The sequence below is a fragment of the Dietzia sp. NPDC055343 genome (assembly GCF_053645265.1).
In genome coordinates this window covers 117,172-137,141 of record NZ_JBSHMJ010000006.1, presented here as the reverse complement: position 1 = coordinate 137,141, position 19,970 = coordinate 117,172, and the positions used below count along the sequence as shown (strand labels likewise).

At 70.2% G+C, this 19,970-nt stretch carries 19 protein-coding genes; 11 read left to right on the top strand and 8 right to left on the bottom strand.

The window, feature by feature from the left end; genetic code table 11:
- Positions 1–8: 8 nt before the first annotated feature.
- The gene (locus ACWIE7_RS05065) at positions 9–590 is read right to left on the bottom strand and encodes a TetR/AcrR family transcriptional regulator (protein ID WP_454068704.1); all 582 of its coding nucleotides are present in this window, start codon (positions 588–590) and stop codon (positions 9–11) included.
- 102 nt (positions 591–692) lie between these two features.
- Between ACWIE7_RS05065 and ACWIE7_RS05060 the strand changes: the two genes are divergently transcribed.
- On the top strand, positions 693–1,508 hold the full coding sequence (locus ACWIE7_RS05060) for a hypothetical protein (protein ID WP_454068703.1): 816 nt from the start codon (positions 693–695) through the stop codon (positions 1,506–1,508).
- 33 nt (positions 1,509–1,541) lie between these two features.
- Here the strand turns inward: ACWIE7_RS05060 and ACWIE7_RS05055 are convergent, their stop codons facing one another.
- On the bottom strand, positions 1,542–2,348 hold the full coding sequence (locus tag ACWIE7_RS05055; protein ID WP_452099589.1) for an SDR family oxidoreductase: 807 nt from the start codon (positions 2,346–2,348) through the stop codon (positions 1,542–1,544).
- The gene (locus tag ACWIE7_RS05050; protein ID WP_454057031.1) at positions 2,345–3,577 is read right to left on the bottom strand and encodes an acyl-CoA dehydrogenase family protein; all 1,233 of its coding nucleotides are present in this window, start codon (positions 3,575–3,577) and stop codon (positions 2,345–2,347) included. Before ACWIE7_RS05050 ends, ACWIE7_RS05055 begins: the two co-directional genes overlap by 4 nt.
- Positions 3,578–4,008: 431 nt before the next feature.
- On the opposite strand from ACWIE7_RS05050, the gene ACWIE7_RS05045 reads away from it, so the two are divergent.
- The 8 genes from ACWIE7_RS05045 to ACWIE7_RS05010 all read left to right on the top strand — a co-directional run bounded on the left by ACWIE7_RS05045 (position 4,009) and on the right by ACWIE7_RS05010 (position 12,674).
- Complete coding sequence (locus ACWIE7_RS05045) at positions 4,009–5,610, top strand: FadD3 family acyl-CoA ligase (protein ID WP_454057030.1); 1,602 nt, start codon at positions 4,009–4,011, stop codon at positions 5,608–5,610.
- Entirely contained in the window at positions 5,607–6,419 is an 813-nt protein-coding gene (locus ACWIE7_RS05040) for an SDR family NAD(P)-dependent oxidoreductase (protein WP_452099592.1), read from the top strand. Before ACWIE7_RS05045 ends, ACWIE7_RS05040 begins: the two co-directional genes overlap by 4 nt.
- Before the next feature lie 83 nt (positions 6,420–6,502).
- A complete protein-coding gene (locus tag ACWIE7_RS05035; protein ID WP_452099593.1) occupies positions 6,503–7,435 on the top strand; it encodes an enoyl-CoA hydratase in 933 nt (310 codons plus the stop codon).
- Between the two features lie 3 nt (positions 7,436–7,438).
- Positions 7,439–8,608 (top strand): acyl-CoA dehydrogenase family protein, encoded by a 1,170-nt coding sequence (locus tag ACWIE7_RS05030; RefSeq protein ID WP_452099594.1) that lies wholly within the window; start codon positions 7,439–7,441, stop codon positions 8,606–8,608.
- A gap of 11 nt (positions 8,609–8,619) precedes the next feature.
- Positions 8,620–9,612, top strand: a complete 993-nt coding sequence (locus tag ACWIE7_RS05025; protein ID WP_454057027.1) for an acyl-CoA dehydrogenase family protein — start codon at positions 8,620–8,622, stop codon at positions 9,610–9,612.
- Entirely contained in the window at positions 9,609–10,790 is a 1,182-nt protein-coding gene (locus ACWIE7_RS05020; protein ID WP_454057026.1) for an acyl-CoA dehydrogenase family protein, read from the top strand. The genes ACWIE7_RS05025 and ACWIE7_RS05020 overlap by 4 nt, the downstream gene beginning before the upstream one ends.
- Before the next feature lie 23 nt (positions 10,791–10,813).
- A complete protein-coding gene (locus tag ACWIE7_RS05015; protein WP_454068702.1) occupies positions 10,814–11,635 on the top strand; it encodes an inositol monophosphatase family protein in 822 nt (273 codons plus the stop codon).
- 106 nt (positions 11,636–11,741) lie between these two features.
- Positions 11,742–12,674, top strand: coding sequence for an esterase/lipase family protein (locus ACWIE7_RS05010; RefSeq protein ID WP_454057024.1), 933 nt, complete (start codon positions 11,742–11,744; stop codon positions 12,672–12,674).
- 227 nt (positions 12,675–12,901) lie between these two features.
- Here ACWIE7_RS05010 and ACWIE7_RS05005 read toward each other — a convergent pair whose 3' ends face one another.
- The 5 genes from ACWIE7_RS05005 to hsaA all read right to left on the bottom strand — a co-directional run bounded on the left by ACWIE7_RS05005 (position 12,902) and on the right by hsaA (position 18,116).
- Positions 12,902–14,086, bottom strand: coding sequence for a sulfotransferase family protein (locus ACWIE7_RS05005; RefSeq protein ID WP_452099600.1), 1,185 nt, complete (start codon positions 14,084–14,086; stop codon positions 12,902–12,904).
- A 12-nt stretch (positions 14,087–14,098) separates the two neighbouring features.
- Positions 14,099–15,298, bottom strand: a complete 1,200-nt coding sequence (locus ACWIE7_RS05000; protein WP_452099601.1) for a hypothetical protein — start codon at positions 15,296–15,298, stop codon at positions 14,099–14,101.
- Positions 15,299–15,309: 11 nt separating this feature from the next.
- Complete coding sequence (gene hsaB, locus ACWIE7_RS04995) at positions 15,310–15,894, bottom strand: 3-hydroxy-9,10-secoandrosta-1,3,5(10)-triene-9,17-dione monooxygenase reductase subunit (RefSeq protein ID WP_264886742.1); 585 nt, start codon at positions 15,892–15,894, stop codon at positions 15,310–15,312.
- A 111-nt stretch (positions 15,895–16,005) separates the two neighbouring features.
- On the bottom strand, positions 16,006–16,908 hold the full coding sequence (gene hsaC / locus ACWIE7_RS04990) for an iron-dependent extradiol dioxygenase HsaC (RefSeq protein ID WP_454068701.1): 903 nt from the start codon (positions 16,906–16,908) through the stop codon (positions 16,006–16,008).
- 32 nt (positions 16,909–16,940) lie between these two features.
- Positions 16,941–18,116 carry a 3-hydroxy-9,10-secoandrosta-1,3,5(10)-triene-9,17-dione monooxygenase oxygenase subunit gene (hsaA, locus tag ACWIE7_RS04985; protein ID WP_452099603.1) on the bottom strand — a complete coding sequence of 392 codons (1,176 nt, stop codon included), beginning with the start codon at positions 18,114–18,116 and terminating at the stop codon, positions 16,941–16,943.
- 186 nt (positions 18,117–18,302) lie between these two features.
- On the opposite strand from hsaA, the gene ACWIE7_RS04980 reads away from it, so the two are divergent.
- Together ACWIE7_RS04980 and ACWIE7_RS04975 are read left to right on the top strand one after the other, a co-directional pair.
- The gene (locus ACWIE7_RS04980) at positions 18,303–19,523 is read left to right on the top strand and encodes a Rieske 2Fe-2S domain-containing protein (protein ID WP_454068700.1); all 1,221 of its coding nucleotides are present in this window, start codon (positions 18,303–18,305) and stop codon (positions 19,521–19,523) included.
- On the top strand, positions 19,520–19,918 hold the full coding sequence (locus ACWIE7_RS04975) for a hypothetical protein (RefSeq protein ID WP_230931040.1): 399 nt from the start codon (positions 19,520–19,522) through the stop codon (positions 19,916–19,918). Before ACWIE7_RS04980 ends, ACWIE7_RS04975 begins: the two co-directional genes overlap by 4 nt.
- Positions 19,919–19,970: the final 52 nt, after the last annotated feature.

Here is a 19,970-nt window from a genome sequence, read left to right as displayed (position 1 = left end):
GGGGCTCTTCAGTTGACGGCGAGTCCGTCGAGCACGATGTTCAGGTACTGGTTGGCGATCGCGCCGTGGTCGTCGTCCCCCTCGGGGCGGTACCACCGCACCGCGACCCAGACGGTGTCGCGCAGGAAGCGGTAGGTCAGGCGCACGTCGAGGTCGTCGCGGAAGTCGCCGGATTCCATGCCGCGGCGCAGCACCCCGGTCCACATCTCGCGGAACTCGGTGTTGCGCTCGCCCAGGTAGTCGAACCGCACGTTGCCGCGCAGGTGCTTGACCTCGTCCTGGTAGATCGCCACCTCGTCGCGGTGGTCGTGGATGGCCTCGAACGACGCCTCCACCAGGGCCTCCAGCGTCTCGCGCGCGCCCATCCCGGACTCCACGATGCGCCGGTAGTCGCCGAACAGCGCGTCGAGGAAGCCACGGAGGATCTCGTCGACGATGGCTTCCTTGGACTTGAAATGGTGGTAGAGGCTGCCCGAGAGGATGCCGGCGGCGTCGGCGATGTCGCGCACGGTCGTCGCGCGCAGGCCGCGTTCCGCGAAGAGGCCGGCCGCGATCGACAGGAGCTCGTCGCGTCTGTTCGTGGCGGTCATACCGGACACAATACCAACCAAGCACTTGTTTGGGCAGTCGACCGCGCTCGACGCGCCACCGCCACCGCCCGCCGGGCGGCCGCCCTGCTTAGACTCTGCTCCATGACTTCCTCCGCCACCACCCTGCCCCGCCGGCGTGGCCGCCGCCTCCTCGCCGCGTCCGCAGCGCTCGGCCTGGCCCTGGGCCTGTCCGCCTGCACGATCGGGGAGGTCGACGACGACGCCGCGGCCACCGACACCTCCGCCACCCAGCAGACCTCGGCCACCGGGTCGGCCGAGCCGACGGAAGCGGAAGCGGATTCCGAGGCCGCCCCCGCCACGGCGCTCGACCAGCTGATCCTCACCGCGGCGGACGCTCCCGACCTGGGCCTGCAGCCGGTGTCCCCGGAGGAGATCGCCGGCGGGATGGACATGATCGGCGGCCTCACCGAGGGGCTGAAGGTCGAGCCGCCGCACTGCGCGGAGTTCAGCCAGGACACCCTGATGGCGCAGTCCGAGCCGGGGACGATGGCCATCCAGGCCGGACAGAAGGACGACATCGCCTACGCGGTGGCCGTCACCACGGTGATCGACGGCCTGCCGGATCGCGCCGCGGCGATCGAGGACTGCCCGGTCATGACCGTCAGCTTCCCGCTCGGCGAAGGCGGCCAGGACCTGGTCACCGAGACCGCCAACACGGTGCTGGACGTCGAGGCCCCCGCCGGGGTCGAGAACTTCGTCGCGGTCCAGCAGGACAGCTCGATGGACATGATGGGCCAGAACGTCACCAGCGGGAACCTCATCGTCACCGGCACGGTCCGCGGGATCGGCGTCTCCGTCACCGCGACCATCCCCGCCGGCGAGGTCTCGCCGGAGGCCCAGGCCACAGCGATGGACACGTTCGTCAAGCAGGCGGAGAAGGTCCGCGCCGCGGCCTGATCGCCCCTGCCGCGACGCGGAGCTCCGCGGAGATCAGGCGCGCTGCGAGGAGATCGAGACGACCTCGCCGGTGAGGTAGGTGGTGTAGTCGCTGGCGAGCATCGCGATGGTCGCGGCGACCTCCCACACGTCGGCGGCGCGGCCGAAGGCCTCCTTCGAGGCCAGCTCGTCGAGCAGATCCGAGGAGGCGGACTTCTCGAGGAACTTGTGCCGGGCGATCGACGGCGCCACGGCGTTGATCCGCACGCCGTAGTCCGCCCCCTCGATGGCCGAGCACCGGGTCAGCGCCATGACGCCGGCCTTGGCGGCGGCGTAGTGGGCCTGCGCCCGCTGCGCGCGCCAGCCGAGCACGGAGGCGTTGTTGACGATCACGCCGTTGTGCGGCACGTCGCGGAAGTAGCGCAGCGCGGCGCGGGTCGCGCGGAACGTGCCGTTCAGCGTGATGTCCAGGACGCGGTCCCAGTCCTCGTCGGTCATGTCGACGAGCTCGGCCTCGCCGCCGAACCCGGCATTGTTGATCAGCACGTCGATCCGGCCGAGCTTCTCCACGGCGCCGGTGATGAGCGCGTCCACGTCGGAGGTGGACTGCACGTTGCAGGTGATCGCCTCGAACTGCTGGTCCGGGAACTCGGCGGCCAGCGCGTCGCGGGCCTCGTTCATGCGCCGCTCATGGAAGTCGGAGACCAGCACGTCGGCGCCCTCGAGCGCGGCGCGACGGGCGGACGAGAAGCCGATGCCGGTACCGGCCGCGGCGGTCACCACGACCTTCTTACCCTTGAGCAGGCCGTGGCCCGGGGTCTCCTCGGGAACGACGGCGAGGGGGGACTTCTGCTCGGTCATGACGGCCTGGCCTCTCGGGGTAGTCCGAGCACGCGCTCGGAGATGATGTTGAGCTGGATCTCGTTGGATCCGCCGTAGATGGTGTCGGAGCGGGTGAACAGGAACAGCCGCTGCCACAGCGCCAGCTCCACGTTCTCGGGGTCCCGCAGATCGTTGGGTACGCCCTCGGACGTCTCGGTGGGTCCGGTGAGCGACTCCGCACCCTGGACCAGCATCGCGAGCTCGCCGAGGTCGCGGTGCCAGTTGGCCCACAGCAGCTTGGCCGCCGAGGCGGTGCCGCCGGTGGGGTCGCGGTCGGCCAGCGTGCGCAGGGCGTGGGCGCGGATGACCTTCAGACCGATCCAGGCGCGGGTGATGCGCTCGCGCACCGCCGGATCCTGCGCGCTGCCGTTCGCGTGCGCCATCCGGGTGATCTCGTCGAGCTCGCGGGCGAACCCGACCTGCTGGCCGAGCGTGGACACCCCGCGCTCGAACTCGAGCAGGGTCATGGCGACCTTCCAGCCCTCGCCGCGCTCCCCCACGATCATCGACGCGTCGGTGACCGCGTCGTCGAAGAACACCTCGTTGAACTCGGAGGTGCCGGTGAGCTGCTGGATGGGACGGATCTCGACGCCCGGCTGGTCGAGCGGCACCAGCAGGAAACTCAGTCCCTTGTGGCGGCTCGTGCCCTCCTCGGTTCGGGCTACGACGAACGCCCACTGGCTCAGGTGCGCGAGTGAGGTCCACACCTTCTGGCCGTCGATGTGCCATTTGCCGTCCTCGCCCAACCGGGCGGTGGTGGCGACGTTGGCCAGGTCGGAGCCGGCGCCCGGCTCGGAGTAACCCTGGGCCCACAGCTCGGTGATGTCGACGATCTTCGGCAGGAAACGGTCCTTCTGCTCCTGCGTACCGTGCGCGATGAGTGTCGGCCCGAGCAGCGTCTCGCCCAGGTGGGACACGCGCGCCGGGGCGTCGGCCTTGGCGTACTCCTCGTGGAAGCGCACCTGCTGACTCAGGCTCGCGCCGCGGCCGCCGTACTCGACCGGCCAGCCGACACAGGTCCAGCCCGCGGCGGCCATGTGTCGCTCCCAGGCCAGTCGCTGGGGGAAGAACTCGTGCTCGCTGCCCGGCCCGCCGACCCCCTTGATCTCGGCGAACTCGCCGACGAGGTTGGCGTCCAGCCAGGCGCGGAACTGGCCGGCGAACTCGTCGTCGGACATCTCCGACGCAGGCCTGGTGTTCTCGGTCATGCCGACACACTACCAAGCACTTGCTTGGTAGTGCACCGGGCCGCCCAACCCGGCAGTCGCGGCCCCCTCCCCGTCCGCCGCATGCCCTCCCCCGGACCGCGAACGCTCCCACCCCCCGGTTGCAAGACACGCCTCCCCACTCGCAAGACCTCCGGTGCGATTCCGGGGCCAGATCTCGCCCCGATTGCCTTGCAAGCGCGAGCACATGTCTTGCAACCGGGCGGGGTGGCCGGCGGGCCGGCGGGACGGCGGGATGGCGAGGCGGCGCCGCGGCGGCGGGACGGCGGGTCGGCGGGATGGCGAGGCGGCGAGGCGGCGAGGCGGCGAGGCGGCGGGATGGCGCAGACGCAGCCAGCCACGGCGGACCGCGCCACCAAGCACTTGCTTGGTAGGGTTGCCTCCGCCACACCCGCAGCCCTGAGGAGCCCGCGATGACCGACCGCGCACCAGCCGACCGCCAGCCCGTGGACACCATCCCCGCCGCGCTGCGAAGAGCAGCGACCCTGTGGGCGGACCGCGAGGCGATCATCGACGTCCAACCCGGCCAGGACACCCGCTGGACCTGGGCCGAGCTCCTCGACGAGGTCCGCCACTTCGCCGCCGGCCTGCTCGACCGCGGGGTCGAGGCCGGCGACCGGATCGTCATCTGGGCGCCCAACACGCACCACTGGGTGGTGGCCGCACTCGGCGCGCAGTACGTCGGCGCCACCGTCGTGCCGGCCAACACCCGCTACACCGGCAGCGAGACGCTCGAGCTGATCCAGCGCACGGGCGCGGTCGCCGCCGTGGTGGCCGGGGCGTTCCTCGGCGCCGAGCGGATCGCGGACCTCACGGCCGCGGCCGGCGGCTCGCTGGCGGAGTCCACGCAACTCAAGACCGTGGTGCGGATCCCCCTCGACGGTGGCGACACGGTGACCGCCGACGGTGCGGGCGTGGACGTCGTCGACTACTCCGACCTCCGAGCCCGCGCCACCGACGGACTCCTCAGCCGCGCCGACGCCAGCGCCGACGCGGTGACCGGCGACGACGTGGCCGACATCCTCTTCACCTCGGGCACCACCGGTAAGAGCAAAGGCGTCGTGGCGCTACACCGCCAGACCGTCGCCGGCGCCCACGCGTGGGGCAGCAACGGCGAGCTCACCGAGACCGACCGCTACCTCATCGTCAACCCGTTCTTCCACAGCTTCGGCTACAAGGCCGGCTTCCTGGTGTGCGTGCTGTTCGGCGCGCCGATCATCCCGCTGGCCGTGTACTCCACCGCCGAGACGCTGCGGCTGATCCAGGACGAGCGCGCCACCGTCCTACCCGGCGCGCCGACGATCTTCCAGACCCTCCTCGACGAGCCGATGCGCGGCCAGTACGACCTGTCGTCGCTGCGGCTGGCCGTGACCGGCGCCGCCGTGGTGCCGGTAGTTCTGGTCGAGCGCATGCAGTCCGATCTGGGCCTGGAGACCGTCATCACCGCCTACGGGCAGACCGAGACGATGGGCTTCATCACCACCTGCCGCCCCACCGACGACGCCGTCACCGTGGCCACCACCTGCGGCCGCGCGTACCCCGGCATGGAGATCCGGATCGGCGAGAAGGGCGAGATCCTCACCCGCGGCCCCATGGTCATGCAGGGCTACCTCGACGACCCCGAGAACACCGCCACTACGCTCGACGCCGACGGCTGGCTCCACACCGGTGACGTGGGCGAGATCGACGAGAACGGCAACCTGCGCATCACCGACCGGCTCAAGGACATGTACATCACGGGCGGCTTCAACGTGTACCCCGCTGAGATCGAGCAGACGCTCGCGCGCCTGGACGGCGTGGTGGAGTCCGCGGTGATCGGCGTTCCGGACGAGCGGATGGGCGAGGTCGGCAAGGCGTTCGTCGTGCGCCGCGAGGGCTCGGAGCTCACCGAGCAGGACGTGATGGACTTCGCCGCCGAGCACCTGGCGAACTTCAAGCGGCCGCGGACGGTGGAGTTCCTCGACGCGTTCCCGCGCAACCCCTCCGGCAAGATCCTCAAGACGGACCTGCGATGAGCAGCGCAGCAGATGCGGACGCCCCCACCGTTGGCGCCGTGGTGGTGACCGGCGCCTCGGGCGGGATCGGGGCGGCCGTCGCGCGCCGCCTGGCCGTCGAGTTCCCGGGCGCGCCGATGGTGCTGGGGTACCGCTCGACCGAGCCGGTCGACCTGGCGCGGGAGTTGGGCGGGGACGGGCGCACCGTGCAGTGCGAACGACTCGCGGTCCATGACGACTCCGACGACGACAACGACGACGACGCAGACGCCGCCCTCGCGGCCACGGTCGACCGGATCGGAACCCGCTTCGGCGGCATCCGCGTCCTCGCCCACTGCGCCGGCCCGCACGTGCCCATGGTCCACCTGTCGCGCGTATCGCCGGCCGATTTCCGGCGCCAGCTGGACGAGGACGCCGCCGGGTTCTTCGCGCTGGTGCACCCGGCGCTGGCGCATCTGCGTGCGGTGGCGGGCAACGTCGTCGTCGTCACCACCGCCGCCACCACCCGCTACCCCGTACGCGACGGCCTGTCGGCCGGCCCCAAGGGCGCGGTCGAGCAGCTCGTGCGCGGCCTCGCGGCCGAGGAGGGGCGGTACGGGGTGCGCCTGAACTGCGTGGGGCCGGGGATGCTCACCGACGGCATGGCGTCGCGGCTGATCGCCTCGGGCGACCTCGACGAGCGGGCGCTGGAGATCACGCGCGGCAACATCCCGCTGCGGCGGTTCGGCTCGGCCGGCGACATCGCGGAGGCCGTGACGTTCCTCGCCTCCGACCGGGCCGGGTTCATCTCGGGCCAGAAGCTCGACGTCGACGGCGGCTACGGCGTCTGAGACGAGGCGTCTGAATCGGGCCCGCGCGCGAAGTCCGGTACAGTACCAACCAAGCACTTGCTAGGTAAGGAGAGTCCCAGCTCATGACCGACGCACCCATCCCCCCGGTCCTCGAGGTAGACGACCTCGGTCCGGACACGCAGCCCGTGGCGTACGAGGTCACCGACGGCACCGCGTACGTCACCCTCAACCGGCCGGACTTCCGCAACGCGCAGAACTCGGTCATGACGTACTCGCTGGACAACGCGTTCATCAAGGCCGTCGAGGACCCGGACGTACGCGTGATCGTCCTGCGCGCCAACGGCAAGCACTTCTCGGCCGGCCACGACATCGGCACGACCGAGCGCGACCACCACGTGCAGTACACCAACCGCGCCTCGATCTGGTGGGACCACACCACCCGCGGCGGCGGCGACCGGCGGCTCGCGCGCGAGACCGAGGTCTACGTGCAGATGTGCCGCCGCTGGCGCGAGATCCCCAAGCCGATGATCGCCCAGGTGCACGGCGCGTGCATCGCCGGCGGACTCATGCTGGCGTGGGTCTGCGACTTCATCGTGGCCTCCGACGACGCGTTCTTCTCCGACCCGGTGGTGAAGATGGGCATCCCGGGCGTCGAGTACTTCGCGCACGCCTTCGTGCTGGGGCCGCGGCGCGCCAAGGAGATCCTCTACACCGGTCGTAGGTTCGGTGCCGCCGAGGCGCTGGACTGGGGGATGCTCAACCACGTCGTGCCGCGCGACGAGCTGCAGGCGAAGGTCGACGAGATCGCCGGCGAGATCAAGGGCATGCCGCCGTTCGGGCTGACGCTGGCCAAGAAGGTCATCAACTCCAATGAGGACCAGATGGGGCTGCAGACCTCGCTGGACACCGCGTTCGGCTGGCACATGTTCTCCCACTCCGCCAACGCCGAGCCGGACGACACCGACTCGTTCTCCGCCTCCCTCGGCGGCATGGACGCCCGCTCGATGCGCGACAGCGCCAACAAGGGCAACACCGACACGAACAAGGAGAGCTGAGGCGTGGACCTGGATCTGGACGCCGCGACCGAGGAATTCCGCCTCGAGGTGCGGCAGTGGCTGGCCGAGAACGTGCCGGCCGAGCCGCTTCCCCACATGGACACCGCCGAGGGGTTCGAGGCCCACCGCGCGTGGGAGGCGAAGATGGCCGACGCCCGCATGTCGGTCGTGTCCTGGCCCGCCGAGTACGGCGGGCGCGACTGCGGCCTGGTCAACTGGGTGGTGTTCGAGGAGGAGTACTTCCGCGCCGGCGCGCCCCTGCGGGTGAGCCAGAACGGCATCTTCCTGCTGGCCCCGACGCTGTTCGACCACGCCTCCCCCGAGCAGCTCGAGCGGATCATGCCGCGCATGGCCCGCGCCGACGACATCTGGGCGCAGGCCTGGTCCGAGCCGGAGGCCGGGTCCGACCTGGCCTCGCTGCGCTCGACCGCCAAGCGCGTCGACGGCGGCTGGGTCCTGAACGGTCAGAAGGTGTGGTCGACCCGCGCCTCGTTCGCCGACAAGGGCTTCGGCCTGTTCCGTACCGACCCGGACGAGCCGCGCCACAAGGGCCTGACCTACTTCATGTTCGATCTGCGGGCCGAGGGCGTCACCGTGCGTCCGATCGACCAGCTGGACGGATTGCCCGGCTTCGCCGAGTTGTTCCTCGAGGACGTGTTCGTTCCCGATGATCCCGCGAACCCGGGCGAGTCCGGCGTGATCGGCGAGGTCAACCAGGGCTGGAAGGTGGCCATGTCCACCGCCAACAACGAGCGCGGCCTGTCGCTGCGCTCGCCCGGTCGGTTCCTGGCCACCACGGACCGGCTGCTGGAGCTGTGGTCCGGCGCCGAGTCCGAGCTGGACGAGCGCAACCGTGGCGCGCTGGCGGACCGCGTGGTCGACGCCTGGATCGGCTCCCGCGCCTACGAGCTGAGCACCTGGAACACGGTCACCAAGCTCACCGGCGGGGCCAACCTGGGCTTCGAGTCCTCCATCAACAAGGTCTTCTGGTCGAAGTGGGACATCGCGACCCACGAGACGGCGCTGGACATTCTCGACACCGCGGGCGAGCTCGCCGGTGAGCAGTGGATGGACGGCTACCTGTTCGCCCTCTCCGGGCCCATCTACGCGGGCACCAACGAGGTCCAGAAGAACATCATCGCCGAGCGCCTTCTCGGCCTTCCGCGCGGATAACGGGGGACACCATGGATTTCGCACTCGATCCCGACATCACCGACTTCGCCGCGAGCATCGACTCCCTGCTGGCCAAGTCCGACATGCCGTCGGTCATCCGCGCCTGGGCCGACGGTGACACCGCGCCCGGCACCGCCGTGTGGGGCCGCATCGCCGAGACCGGTGCCGCCGCGCTTCTCGTGCCCGAGGAGGCCGGCGGGGCAGGCGCCACGGCCGTAGAGGCCGTCACCGCGCTCGAGGTCCTGGGTCGCCACGCAGTGCCCGGCCCGGTCGTGGAGTCGGTCATGGTCGCGCCGCGCATCGCCGCCGCGCTCGGCGGCGACTCCGAGTTCGGCGACGTCGCCGGCGAGCTCGCCGCTGGCACGCTCGCCTCGGTGGCCGCGCCGGGGGTCTCCCCGTTCGCACCCGACGCCCACGCCGCGCAGTACCTGTGGGTTGTCGACGACGACGAGGTCTTCACCGGCACCGCCGACGAGTCCCGCCGGTCGGTCGACCGGGCCCGCACCGTCACCACCCCGACCCGCGGCGGCCGGGTGGCCGCCCACAGCACGGTCGACCTGATCAACCACGGCGCGATCGGCACCGCCGCCCAGCTCATGGGACTGGGCCAGGCGATGCTCACCATGAGTGTCGACTACGCAAAGCAGCGCAAGCAGTACGGCAAGCTCATCGGCGAGTACCAGGGGCTCAAGCACCAGCTCGCCGACGTGGCCATCGCGCTGGAGATGGCACGGCCGCTACTGTGGGCGGGCGCCCTGGCGATCGCCGAGAACCCGGGTGATCCGGAGGCCGCCGTCCGCGACGTCTCCGCCGCCCGCGTGGCCGTGGCCGACGCCGCCTACCTGTCGGCCCGCACCGCCCTGCAGGTCCACGGGGCGATCGGCTACACCCTCGAGCACGACCTGGGGCTGTGGCTGACCAAGACCCGCGCCCTGCAGACCGCCTGGGGCACGCAGAGCTACCACCGCGGCCGCGTGCTCGACTCGCTGGAGGCCGCGCGATGACCGCGTCTGCCACCTCCTCCGCGGACTCAGTCCCGGCCGCCTCCCCCGGCGTCGACACCGACGAACAGGCCGCCCTGCGCCGGTCGGTGGCCTCGCTGCTGGAGAAGAAGTCCGACTCGGAGGCCGTCCGTGCGGCGATGAACTCCGACGACGGCTACGACCCGGCACTGTGGTCGACGCTGGTCGAGCAGATCGGCGCCGCCGCGCTGTCGATCCCCGAGGAGTTCGACGGCGCCGGCGCCACCTGGGTCGAGACGCACCTGGTGTGCGAGGAGCTCGGCCGTCGGCTCACCCCGTCGCCCATGCTCGGCTCGGCCGTGCTGTCCGCGCAGGCCGTGCTCGCCGCCGGCGACGCCGAGGCCTCCGCCCGCCTCCTGCCCGGCATCGCCGCCGGTGAGCAGGTCGCGCTGTGCTGGGCCGGCGCGGGCGGCTGGGCCAGCCCCGGTGTGCGCGCCGACTCCCCCGCCGGCGCAGACTCCGTGTCACTGACCGGCACCGCCCACCATGTGCTCGGCGCGGACACCGCGTCGACGCTGCTGGTCGTGGCCGTCACCGGCGACACCGTGGGTCTGTTCGAGCTGCCCGCCTCCGCCGACGGCGTGACCATCACGCGCGTGCCGGTCATGGATCCCACCCGCACTCTGTCGCGCGTGGAGTTCGACTCCGCCTCGGCGGCCCCGGTCGCCACCCGCGACAGCTTCCTGTCGCGCCTGCGGGCCGCGGCGTGGGCCGCGATCTCGGCCGAGCAGGTCGGCGCCGCCCGTGCCGTGCTGGACGCGACCGTGCAGTACACGCAGGAGCGCAAGCAGTTCGGCCGCGTGATCGGCTCGTTCCAGGCGCTCAAGCACCGCATGGCGGAGATGTACGTCCGTGTCGAGACCGCCCGCTCGCTGTCCTACTCCGCCGCCGCGCTGGTCGCGCAGGCGCAGGAGCTCGGGGACGGCCCCGAGGCCGATGCCGCCGCCTACGCCGCGGAGATCGAGGCGGCCGCCGCCAAGGTCTACTGCTCGGAGGCGCTGCAGTGGATCACAGGTGAGTCGATCCAGCTCCACGGCGGCGTGGGGATCACGTGGGAGTACGACACCCACCTGTTCTTCAAGCGAGCGCACGGCACCGCGCAGTTGCTCGGTCAGCCCCACGAGCTCCTCTCGGCATTGGAGGTCGCCGCGGGGCTCTAGCCCGGACCTCTAGAATCGGCCCCATGAGCCCTTTCCCCGAGCACGGACGGACCAACGACCAACGACTCGCCGAGGACCTGGCAGCTCAGGCCGGGCGCCTGCTCACCGACCTCCGGGTCTCCAGGGTCGCGCCGGAGGATCTGGGCGCGTTCGCCGAGGGCGAGGCGCAGGCCGTCATGGTCGACCGGCTGGCCGTCGCCAGGCCCGATGACGTGGTGTTCGGGGAATGGGATCCGGAGTCGCGGACCCGGCTCGAGGCCGATCGGGTCTGGTTCCTCGACCCCCTCGACGGGGTGCGTTCATACGTCGCTCAGGGCCGCCCCGACTGGGCCGTGCAGGTGGCGCTGTGGGAGAAGGACCCTGAGGGCGTCGGCGGCATCACCGCGTGTGCGATCGCGATGCCGGCGTACGGCCGGGTCCTCACCGGGCGGGGCGCCACCACCTATCAGCCGATGTCGATCATCCGTGGCCCCCGGCCCGGGCCGTTGGTCCCTCCCCGCGCGGACGATCGGCTCCGCATCGCCGTGTCCGAGGCCGAGCCGCCGGCGTTCGCCGAGGAACTGGCCGCCGAGCTCGACGCCACACTCACCCACCTCGGTTCCGGCGGCGGCAAGACCGCGACGGTGGTCGAGGACGAGTGCGATGCCTTCATCCACACCAGCGGCCACCATCAGTGGGACTCCGCCGCGACCTACGGTGTGGTGACGCAGCGCGGCCTGCACGCCAGCCACCTCGACGGGACGGACCTGCAGTACAACGTCGACGAGATCGAGTTCCCGGACCTGCTCGTGTGTAAGCCGGAAGTGGCCGACCGGATCGTCAGTGCCGTGGCCAAGTACCTCTAGCCTCAGGCGCGCCGGGGCCGACACGGGGGTGCGTGAAGCGGCCACCACGGGCGTGTCGCGGCTGCTAGCGTCTGCGCTCACCCGCACCTGAGTCCTGGAGCGCCGCATGCCCGTCAGCCGTCCATCCGTCAGCCGCGCCCTACTGGCTGCCGCCGCCGCGCTCGTCATGGGTTCGGGCGCCGCCACCGCAGCGTCGATCGACCACACCAACGCGTCCGGCGGGATGTTCAACCTCCTGAATCCCGGCCAGCCGTGGCCCGGCACCGACGACTGGTCCTGCCGCCCGTCCGCCGAGCACCCGAATCCCGTGATCCTGTTGCACGGCATGGGCGGCAACGGGCTCAACCAGTGGAGCGGCATGGTGCCGACGCTGGTCGAGGAGGGCTACTGCGTGTTCGCCCCCACCTGGGGCGCACTGCCCGATCATCCCGGCATCGGCACCCGAGCCCCTTTCCGTCAGGCGCAGGACGAGATGGCCGACTACATCGACCGCGTACTCGCGGGTACCGGTGCGGAGAAGGTCGATCTGATCGGGCTGTCCGCCGGCGTGCCGGTGGCAGCGCACCTGGCGAAGGTCGACCGGCCGGGCAAGGTCGGGCGGGCGGTGCTGCTCGCGGGCAATCTCTACGGCAATGCCGACCTCATCCCCGGCGCCGGCCCGGAGGCCGGGGCGTCCGTGGAGAACACATTCCGGGCCAGCCCGTTCGGGGACGGCCTGCCCGACGCGGCCTTCATAGACGACCTCTGGGCCGTGGGCGACACCCCGTTCCACCGCGAGACGGACTACACGATCCTCGCCGGCATCCACGACCAGGCCTCTCCCCCGTCGGCGGCGTTCGTGCACGCCCCGGGCGCGACCCAGATCGTCGTCCAGGACGGCTGCCCGCAGGACATGGCCGACCACGCGTCGTTCGCCGTGGACCCGCGCACGATCGACCTCACCCTGAACGCGATCGACCCGGACAGCGCGGTCACCCCGCGCTGCCTGCCGACACTGCCGGTGATCGGCCTGCCGGGTCCGGTACCGCCCCGAGGCTGATTCACCGCCCACCGCGGTTGCAAGACATCAATAGCCAGAAGCACGACATCCGGTGCGCTTCTACGGCGATTTCTCGCTCCACGTGTCGTGCAACTCGAGGGGCGTGTCTTGCAACCGCCTGCTGGGGGCCGAGACGAGGCGCACGGAGCGTCGGGGCAGCGGCGCGGCGGGGCGGCGGGGCGGCGGGGCGGCGGGGCGGGCGTGAGGGGCGGCGCGGGCGGGAGGGATCAGGTGTCGAGGCCGCGGTAGCCGGCGAAGCGCTCGGCGATCTGCGCTTCGCTCAGCCCGTAGTCGGCGAGCGTGTACCTGTGAGCGGGCGCGCGGTCACCGGACAGGCTCCTGGAGTTCTCCGCCTCGACGGCCGCACGCACATCGTCGTCGAGCGTCTCCCCGGCGGCCGCGTAGACGCGCTCGACCACGCCGGCGGGGTCGCGCACCAACTCACGGTGCTCCACGTCGACGAACGTCGCCCTCGACGCCGGGTCCGCCTCGTGCCGGGTCCGAACGGCATCGAAGGTCTCGACGCCACGCGCCCACATCTCCAGCTGGGACTCACCGATGTACTCGGGCGTGAAACGCGTCGACCAGTCTGCGGCGGTGCGGTGCGCGAGCGAGCACATCGAGGCCATCGACTTCCGCGGATCCCGATGCGTCTGCACCACCACGGCGTCCGGATACACCTCGAGCAGCGCGTCGAGCGTGAACAGGTGACTGGGGTTCTTGAGCACCCAGCGACGTCCGGGGTCATTGGCCCCGATGAGCTGCAGGTTGCGCTTGTGCCGCCGGTACGCGGGCGCCCAGTCGGCACCCTGGAGCCAGCTCGAGTAGCCGTCGAGCCGGGCGAGGCACTCGTACGACGCCGACGTCACCGACTGACGGAGCAGCTGCCAGCACTCCTCGAGGTCGTCGGCGGAGATGTAGTGCACACCGCCGTAGTCGGGATTCTCGGACATGAACCCGGCGTACAGGTCGCGCAGCCCGACGTAGGCGGGGTCGTCCTCCCAGCTCTCGCGCGGCGGCCGCGGCTGCGGCACCTCCGTGAGCCACAGTTCGAGCCCCTGGTTGGTTGGGTCGGCACCGAGGAGCCGGTGCAGCGCCGTGGTGCCGGTGCGGGGCAACCCGGTGACGACGACGGGCCGCTCGATCTCCACGCCCGTCTGCTCCGGCGCGGCCGCGAACCCGGCGTTCGCCATGAGCCTGGCGGTCAGCGCGCTCTTGAGGACCGAGCGCCAGTACTTGCTGCCCGCGGGGGTCAGGCCGGCGTCGGTGTGCAGGGACTCGAGCAGGACACCCAGGGCCTCGCGATGGGCGTCGGCACCGTCCCCGAAATCCTCCAGTCCGACGGCGCGCGAGGCGCTGGCGTGCAGGTCCTCGACGGTCCCCACATGGACCCGGTCGGCGTCGTCACTCATGACAGGCCCCTCCTACGAAAGTCCGCGGCGTGCGAACGCCTGCTGCCGCGCGGCGATCCGCTCGCGCCACTGCTCAGGGCTCACCCGCTGGTCGGCGTACCCGGGCACCTCGTCGGCCAGCGAATCGAAGGGCACGACCTTCAGCGTCGGGCCCTGTTCCGGGGTGATGGGGCCATCGACCCGCTGCCACCGGAATTGCATGATCCCCTCGCGGTGGCCGAGCAGCTCGAGCCAGTTGGCCAGACCCGGGTCCTGCTCGGAGAGCACCAGGTGGACCATACCGTCGGAGTCCACGTGCGCCTGGTCGGCGGTGAGGCTGGTCTGGTGGTGCACGTAGTCGAGCGAGGCATACCACATGCTGCCCAGCTGGAAGCCCTGGTAGGGCACCCCGGCGACGGGCACCGAGATCACCATGGCCTCATCCGGGGAGAGCTCGAAGATCCCCGCCGACGAGTACTGCGTGGTGAGCCCGCCGGGCGTGCTGCGGGGCGTGTACAGCGTGTTGCGCTCCTGGTCACCGAAGAACCAGCCCGGGAACGCCAGCCACGTCCGGAGCCGCCCGATCAGAGCCTCCGCCAGCTTGGCGTAGAACTTCTCCTGGCCGGCGACCGTGGCGGGCTCGGGTGCGGTGCCCGCGGCATCGACACGACGGAGCGTGGCCGACCCGGCCTCCTCCACCGCCCAGTCCGAGAACACCTCGCGGACCGCGATCATCGACGAGCCGGGGTGGAGCACCACGTAACCGGGGTCGCCCTCGTCGTCGTCGTACCTCGCCGGTCCCATCCGGAAGGAGTACCGGCCGTCGGTGCCGATCTCCAGGGCGCGGTCGTCGAAAGCCGCGTGCGACGCTGCGCGCTCGTCCGCCGAGTAGTTTCCCGCCATGACCTGGAACGACAGATCCGCCGTGGTACCGCGCCGGCCCTCGACGACGTACTCGGCGTCGTCGGCGAGGTTCGCGTAGAAGTACAGCGTGTCCGGGTTGTCCAGGCCCATCTTGGTGTAGGGGCCCGTCGCCTCGAACAGCTGCGGGTGCGTGCGGCCCCGGTGCTGACCCCCCTCGATCACCCCACGAAGGGTGCCGAGCAGGTAGTCGAGGCCCTCGGCCACGTCGGCCTCGGTGCGCACGTGCGGCGCCTGCCTGATGATCCCCTCGGCCTCGGCCAGTGCGGCGGCGAGCGGCCCGGTCGCGTTCCCGGCGGTGTTCCCTGTCATGGCCGCTTACCTCACAGCCAGGTGTAGGAGTCGGCCGAGGTGATGAAGTTGGCCAACTCCTCCTGCTCGGGCGTGGGGTCCACGACGTCCTCCTCGATGCTGAGGTAGGCGCCGCGGTAGAACAGCAGCGGCCGGATGTCGCGCTTGGTGGGGCCGAGATCGTGGACGCGGCCGAGGACGATCCAGTGGTCGCCGCCGTCGAGGACCTGGTCGATCTCGCAGTCCAACCACGCCATGACGCCCTTGATCACCGGCGAACCGAGTGGGCTCGGCTCCCAGTCGATCTCGGCGAACTTGTCGTCACCACGACGGCCGAAGGTCGAGGAGACGTCCTCCTGCTCCTCGGAGAGGATGTTGACCGCGAACCTCCCGGCCTTCTCGATGCCCTTCCACGACCCGGAGGTCTTCATGGGGCAGAACAAGACGAGCGGCGGCTCCAGCGACAGCGCGGAGAACGACTGGCAGGCGAAGCCCACCGGGGCGCCCTCGTCCACCGCGGTGATCACTGTGATGCCGGTGCAGAACTGGCCGAGCGCGTCGCGCAGCTCCCGACTCGAGAAATTCTGGCCCTCGGGGCGGTCTTCGGTGCTGCTCATCGGGTCGGTCCTCCCATGGACGTTGTTCGGGGCGAGCGGAGGGCGCGGCTACGGCCGGGCCCACACCCGCGCCGCCGTCGGGCGATACGGATGTGGGCCCAGCCTAGGCGTCTACTTGAGGCCGACGGAGAAGTCGTGGCCCCAGAGGCTCACGGCGGTGGACTCGCGGGCCACCCACTTCTCGTCATCGGTGACCTGCATGCCCTCGCAGCCGTACTCGCAGTCGAAGCCGCCGGGCGTCTTCATGTAGAAGCTCATCATCTTGTCGTTGACGTGCCGGCCGAGCGACGCCGACATCCGGACCTGCTTGCGCTGCGCCCGGTCCAGGGCCAGCCCCACATCGTCCGCCGAGGACACCTCGACCATCAGGTGGATGATCCCGGTGGGGTTGGGGAACGGCGTGAACGCCAGTGAGTGGTGACGTGGGTTGCACCCGAGGAAGCGCAGCCACGCGGGCTCGCCGTCGGCCGGGCGGCCCACGATCTCCGGCGGCAGACTCATCGAGTCACGCAGCGAGAAACCGAGCACGTCGCGGTAGAATTCCAGCGCCGCCACCTCGTCCGGGGTGGACAGGACGATGTGGCCCGCACCCTGGTCGCCGGTCACGAACTCGTGACCGTACGGCGTCGGGATGCGGCGGTGCTGCAGCGCGATCGTATGGTAGATCTCCAGCGTGAACCCGGCCGGGTCCTGGCAGGTGATGAGGCCGCGGACCTTGCGGTCGCGCTTGACCTCCTCCGGCGCCTCCTCCCACGGGACCCCCGCGGCGTCGAGACGGGACTTGACGTCCTCGAACTCGCCCTCGTTCGCGCACTCCCAGCCCACCTGGCCGAGCTTGTCCTCCTCGCCCGGGACGATGATCCAGCGGTGCGGATGGTCGTCCATACGGAAGTAGAGCGCGTTCGGGTCATCACCGGAGCCCACCACGAAGCCCAGCACCTTGGTGCCGTACTCGCGCCACGCGTCCATGTCCGTGGCGAACACCCGGACGTAACCGAAATTGCTGATTGCCATCTTCTGCCAGTCCCTTCGATCCGTCGTACGGATCAGACCATCGAGTCCGTGACCTTCTCGCCGAACTCATTCTGCCCGTACATGATGTACGCCTTCGTCGCCTCGTTGGCGGCGTGGACGCGGCCGGCGTTGGCATCACGCCAGAAGCGCTGGATCGGCGAGGTGTCCTGCAGGGCGCGGGCGCCGGAGTTCTGGAACAGCAGGCCGATCGCGTCGATCGACCGCTGGGTGGCGCGGACCTGGTCGCGGCGGGCGCGGGTACGCAGGGTCATGTCCGGGTAGCCGCCGGCCGTGATGATGTCCTGCTCCTCGCGCACGTTGCGCATGAGCTGCAGCCACGCGGCGTCGATGTCGCCGGCGGCCTCGGCGAGGCGGACCTTGGCGAACGGGTCGTCCTTGACGGCGGTACCGAACGCGGCGCGCACGCGGTCACGCTGGTGCTCGCGGTGCACCTCGTAGCAGCCGAACGCCATGCCCACGATGGGCGTGGAGATGGTGGTGGGGTGGATGGTGCCCCACGGCATCTTGTAGATCGGGTTGGTGTTGACCTCGAGACCGGGGCTCTTGGTGGCGGCCATCAGACCGAACGAGAGCACGCGGTGCTCCGGGATGACCGCGTCCTTGACGAGGATGTCGTTGGAGCCGGTGCCCTTGAGGCCGGCGACGTGCCAGACGTCGAGGATCTCGTACTGCGACTTCTCGACCAGGAAGGTGCAGAAGTCGACCATCTTGTCGTTCTCGTCGAGAACCGGGCCACCGACGAACACCCAGTCGGCGTGCTCGCAGCCGGAGGACCAGGACCACTTGCCGTTGAGGACCAGTCCGTCGGCGGTCTTCTTGGCCGCGCCCATCGGGGCGTAGGACGAGGAGATGCGCACGGTCGGGTCCTCGCCCCAGACCTCCTCCTGGGCCTGCTGCGGGAACAGCGCCAGGTGCCAGTTGTGGATCCCGAGGATGCTCGCGCACCAACCGGTCGACGGGCAGGCCGTCGCGATGGTCATCGCCGCGGTGTAGAAGGTCTCCATGTCGGCCTCGTACCCACCCCACTGGGCGGGCTGGCAGAGCTTGAAGAAGCCGGCCTCATCGAGCTCGGCGATGTTCTTCGGATGGACCTTCCGCAGGTCCTCCGTCTCCTGGGCACGCTCGGCGAAGCCGGGCAGCAGGGCCTTGATCCGGTCGATGACCTCGTGATTGGCGTACTGGCTCATGTGATCCCTCTCTGGCATGTGTGCGGCGTGTGATCTAGACTAGAACACGTTCCAGTTTTGCACCAGACACCACCCTCCCGCCCCCGGGACTGGCACGGTGTGCCAGCACCGACGGGATTGGTTGTGGCCCCTCACACGATTCTATAACCTGTTCTCATCAGGCTCATGCCATCAGGAGGCTTCATCATGACCACACCAACCCAGGCCCCCGGCGCCATCCGCGAGATCGACACCGGCGAGGTGCGAGATCGCTACGCGCGCGGCTGGCACTGCATCGGGACCGTCAAGGAGTTCTCCGACGGCAAGCCGCACTCCATCCACGCGTTCGGCACCAAGCTCGTCGTGTGGGCCAATGACGACGGCATCAACGTCCTCGACGGCTACTGCCGCCACCTGGGCGGGGACCTCTCGGACGGCGAGATCAAGGACGGCAACATCGCCTGTCCGTTCCACGACTGGCGCTGGGGCGGCGACGGCAAATGCAAGGGCATCCCGTACGCCAAGCGTGTCCCGCTTCGCGCCAAGACCCGGGCCTGGACCACCATGACGCAGAACGGCCTCGTCTTCGTCTGGCACGACCACGAGGGCAACCCGCCCCGCGATGAGGACGCGATCCCCTACCTCGACGAGTACGACACGGGCGAGTGGACCGACTGGGTGTGGAACCGCCTGGAGATCGAGGGCTCCAACTGCATGGAGATCGTCGACAACGTCGTGGACATGGCCCACTTCTTCTACATCCACTACGCGTTCCCGACCTACTTCAAGAACGTGTTCGAGGGCCAGACCGCCACCCAGTACCTCAACACCAAGGGCCGTCCGGACCACGACCCCTCCGGGGGCAAGTACGGCGACACCCTGCTCGAGTCGGTGGCCGCGTACTACGGGCCCGCGTTCATGATCAACCCGCTCAAGCAGCAGTACGGCGACTTCGAGTCCGAGGTCATTCTGATCAACTGCCACTACCCGGTCGACCAGAACTCGTTCGTGCTCATGTACGGGCTGATGGTCAAGAAGCCCGAAGGGTTCGACGACGAGACCTCCACCAAGATGGCCACCAAGATCGCCACGTTCTTCGGCGACGGTTTCCTCCAGGACGTCCGCATCTGGCAGCGCAAGTCGTCCATCGCCAACCCACTGCTGTGCGAGGAGGACGGCCCCGTCTACCAGCTTCGCCGCTGGTACGAGCAGTTCTACGTGGACCGCGACAAGGTCGAGCCCGAGATGCAGGAGCGCTTCGAGTTCGAGGTCGACACCACGGCCGCCAACCAGTATTGGGAGAAGGAGGTCGCCGAGAACATGCGCAAGCAGCAGGCCGGCGAGGCCGAGGTCTCCGACGAGCAGACCCAGTACACCGGCATGGCCGAGGTCGCCGGTGAGGCGAAGGCGTCCAAGGCCGACAAGTGACGTTCAAGCAGAACGACTCGCGGCGCGCGCCCACCTGGGACGAGACCGACCCGGCGCGCGCCGCGCAGCTCCACGCCGACACCAGCCTGGACCGGGAGACGTACACGCGCGCCGGCTTCCAACCTGTCGATTGCCGGAGCTGCGGCACCCGCGCATTCGTCCGCAAGAACAGTGACAAGCACACGTCCATCCAGTGGCGCGACGGCAGCGACCAGCAGTGCCCCGTGCTCTCCGAGTGGCGCTCCGGCGGGGAGATCCCCGAGGGCGAGGACACCTGTCCCCGGATGCTCGCGAGCATCCACTACGCCTACTCCGAGGGCCTGATCACCCTCGCCGAGGGTGTCGACCCGGTCGACGCCGAGCACATGGTCAACCCGTTCTACGCCCCTGAGTGACCGACCGACCAGCATTCCGCGGAGCGGCCGCACTACCGCTCCGCGGAATCGT